Origin of the sequence: Sphingomonas paucimobilis NBRC 13935, assembly GCF_000739895.2 — a bacterium.
GTDB classification, from domain to species: Bacteria; Pseudomonadota; Alphaproteobacteria; order Sphingomonadales; family Sphingomonadaceae; genus Sphingomonas; species Sphingomonas paucimobilis.
This window is the reverse complement of record NZ_BBJS01000053.1, coordinates 1-2,458: the sequence shown is the minus strand read 5'-3', so window position 1 is coordinate 2,458 and position 2,458 is coordinate 1. Positions and strand designations below refer to the sequence as shown.

Genomic DNA, 2,458 nt, shown 5'->3' with positions numbered 1-2,458 from the left:
CCTCCCCTTACAGGGGAGGATTGTTCAATGGGGTTACTGCGCATCCAGATCCTGGTTGCGCACCACGCCGCCGGTGCCGCCGACGCCGTCATGTTCGCCGCTGCTGGTGAAGGTCACCGGTTCCTCGCCGCCTTCGCCACGCTTCACCGCATCCGAGCGCGCCTCGACCGCTTGTTCGATGTCGCTACGCTCATCCTCGCGCGGTGGGCTGTCCGGGTTGGTATCCGGCGTTTCCACCGGCGGGCTGTCGGGATGGTTTTCGGGGTTGGTCGCCATCATGGTCCTCAAATCTGCAAGGGCTGCTGCGTGCCGGGATCGCCGGGGCCGACGCCGGGGGCGGGCTGGTCGATGTCCGGGCCGGGTGGCACGATTTCGGGCGGGGGCGCATCGGGCTGCGCGGGTTGCGTCGGCTGCGGGCTTTCGGGCGGGGGCTGGGTCGCCATTCTCGCTCTCCTTTTGGGGGATTGAGGGGTATAAACGCGTGGGGACCACCGATGTTGCCTGTTGTCCCTTGCCCCCGCCGCCCATGGTGATATAGACGCGCGCCCATCGGCGGTGTCCTCGTGCGGGCGTGGCGGAACTGGTAGACGCGCTGGATTTAGGTTCCAGTATCGTAAGATGTGGGGGTTCGAGTCCCTTCGCCCGCACCAGTCCCCGGTCAAGAACGGGGCGACAGCCACACGGAATTTCTCCAGATTGAAGGCCTTTAGATGCAGACTGTCGAGACGCTGAACGAGGGGCTGAAGCGCGCCTACACGCTCACCATCACCGCCCAGGATATCGAGGGCAAGGTCGATGCCGAGCTGAAGCGCATCGCTCCGCAGATGAAGATGCCCGGCTTCCGCCCCGGCAAGGTGCCCGCGAATCTGGTCCGCAAGATGCACGGCCCGGCGCTGCTGCAGGATGCGCTGAACACCGCGCTGCAGGAGGGCGTGCAGACGCTGATCGCCGAGCAGGGGCTGCGCCCCGCCATGCAGCCGCAGGTCGAACTGGCGGAGGGCTATGAGCAAGGCCAGGACGCCAAGCTGACCGTCACGCTCGAAGTCCTGCCGCAGGTCCCGACCCCCGCGATCGACGCGCTGAAGCTGGAGCGTCTGACCGTGCCGGTCGCCGACGAGGCGGTGGACGAGCAGCTCCAGAAGTTCGCCGACCAGCAGAAGCGTTGGGATGATGCGGGCGACAAGGCCGCCGAGCAGGGCGACCAGGTCACCGTCGACTTCGTCGGCAAGACCCTGGACGGCGTCGCCTTCGAAGGCGGCTCGGGCGAAGATATGGCCGTCGAGATCGGCGGCGGTCGCCTGATCCCCGGTTTCGAGGACCAGCTCGTCGGCGTGAAGGCCGGTGAAGAGAAGCAGATTTCGGTCACCTTCCCCGAGGATTATCCCGCCAAGGAACTGGCCGGTCAGCCCGCGACCTTCGACCTGACGATCAAGTCGGTGAAGACCGCCGGCGAGGCCAAGGTCGACGACGAGATGGCCAAGAATCTGGGCCTCGAAAGCCTGGAGCAGCTGCGCGGCCTGCTGAAGGGGCAGATCGAGCAGGAGCATAACGGCCTGACCCGTACGTACATGAAGCGCAAGCTGCTCGACCAGCTGGCCGACGGCCATGACTTCGAAGTGCCGCCGTCGATGGTCGAGGCCGAGTTCTCGCAGATCTGGGCGCAGCTCGAGCATGAAGCGACCCATGAGGAAGACCCCGAGGCCGCCAAGGCCGAGATGGAGAAGGAGCGCGACGACTATCGCAAGATCGCCGAGCGCCGCGTCCGTCTGGGCCTGCTGCTGTCGGAAATCGGTCAGGCGAACGGCGTCGATGTGACCGCGCAGGAAATGAACCGCCTGATCGCGCAGGCCGCGCAGCAATACGGCCCGGAAGATCGCCAGCGCTTCATCCAGTATATCCAGCAGGAGCCGATGGCCGCCGCCCAGCTGCGCGCCCCGCTTTATGAGGACAAGGTCGTCGACTTCCTGTTCGACAAGGCTGAGATCACCGACCGCGAGACCACCCGTGAGGAGCTGGAAGCCGCGATCGAGAGCGAAGACGGCTTCGCGACCGGCACGCACGTCCACAACCATGATCACGACCATGACCATGACCATGGCGCGAAGAAGCCCGCCAAGGCGAAGGCCAAGAAGGCCGTGACCGAAGAGGCCGCATCGGAAGACGCGGCGGCCGAGGAAGCGCCGAAGAAGGCCACCCGCGCCAAGAAGGCCGCGCCGGCTGAGGGCGAGGCGGACGCCGCCGAGGCGACCGAAGAGGCCCCGGCCAAGAAGCCGCGCGCCAAGAAGACCGCTGCTCCGGCGGAAGGCGAGGCTGAAGCGGCCGAAGCGCCCGCGAAGAAGCCGCGTGCAAAGAAGGCCGCGCCGACCGAATAAGGCGGTGTGCGGACTTCGGTTCGTGACGATGCAAGGGAAGGGCGGTCGCGCAAGCGGTCGCCCTTCCTGTATCGGGCGCACCGATC

Annotated in this window: 3 protein-coding genes and 1 tRNA gene; 2 read left to right on the top strand and 2 right to left on the bottom strand. The window is 66.5% G+C overall.

All coding sequences use genetic code 11. The features are described from left to right. Nucleotides 1-33: 33 nt before the first annotated feature. Both SP6_RS16570 and SP6_RS21285 read right to left on the bottom strand, forming a co-directional pair. On the bottom strand, nucleotides 34-279 hold the full coding sequence (locus SP6_RS16570; protein ID WP_007405151.1) for a hypothetical protein: 246 nt from the start codon (nucleotides 277-279) through the stop codon (nucleotides 34-36). A gap of 5 nt (nucleotides 280-284) precedes the next feature. Continuing rightward, a complete protein-coding gene (locus tag SP6_RS21285) occupies nucleotides 285-443 on the bottom strand; it encodes a hypothetical protein (protein ID WP_007405040.1) in 159 nt (52 codons plus the stop codon). A gap of 122 nt (nucleotides 444-565) precedes the next feature. Between SP6_RS21285 and SP6_RS16565 the strand changes: the two genes are divergently transcribed. After that, nucleotides 566-650: transfer RNA gene (locus SP6_RS16565), tRNA-Leu, on the top strand. Between the two features lie 60 nt (nucleotides 651-710). Beyond that, nucleotides 711-2,372 carry a trigger factor gene (tig, locus tag SP6_RS16560; protein WP_007405126.1) on the top strand — a complete coding sequence of 554 codons (1,662 nt, stop codon included), beginning with the start codon at nucleotides 711-713 and terminating at the stop codon, nucleotides 2,370-2,372. Nucleotides 2,373-2,458: the final 86 nt, after the last annotated feature.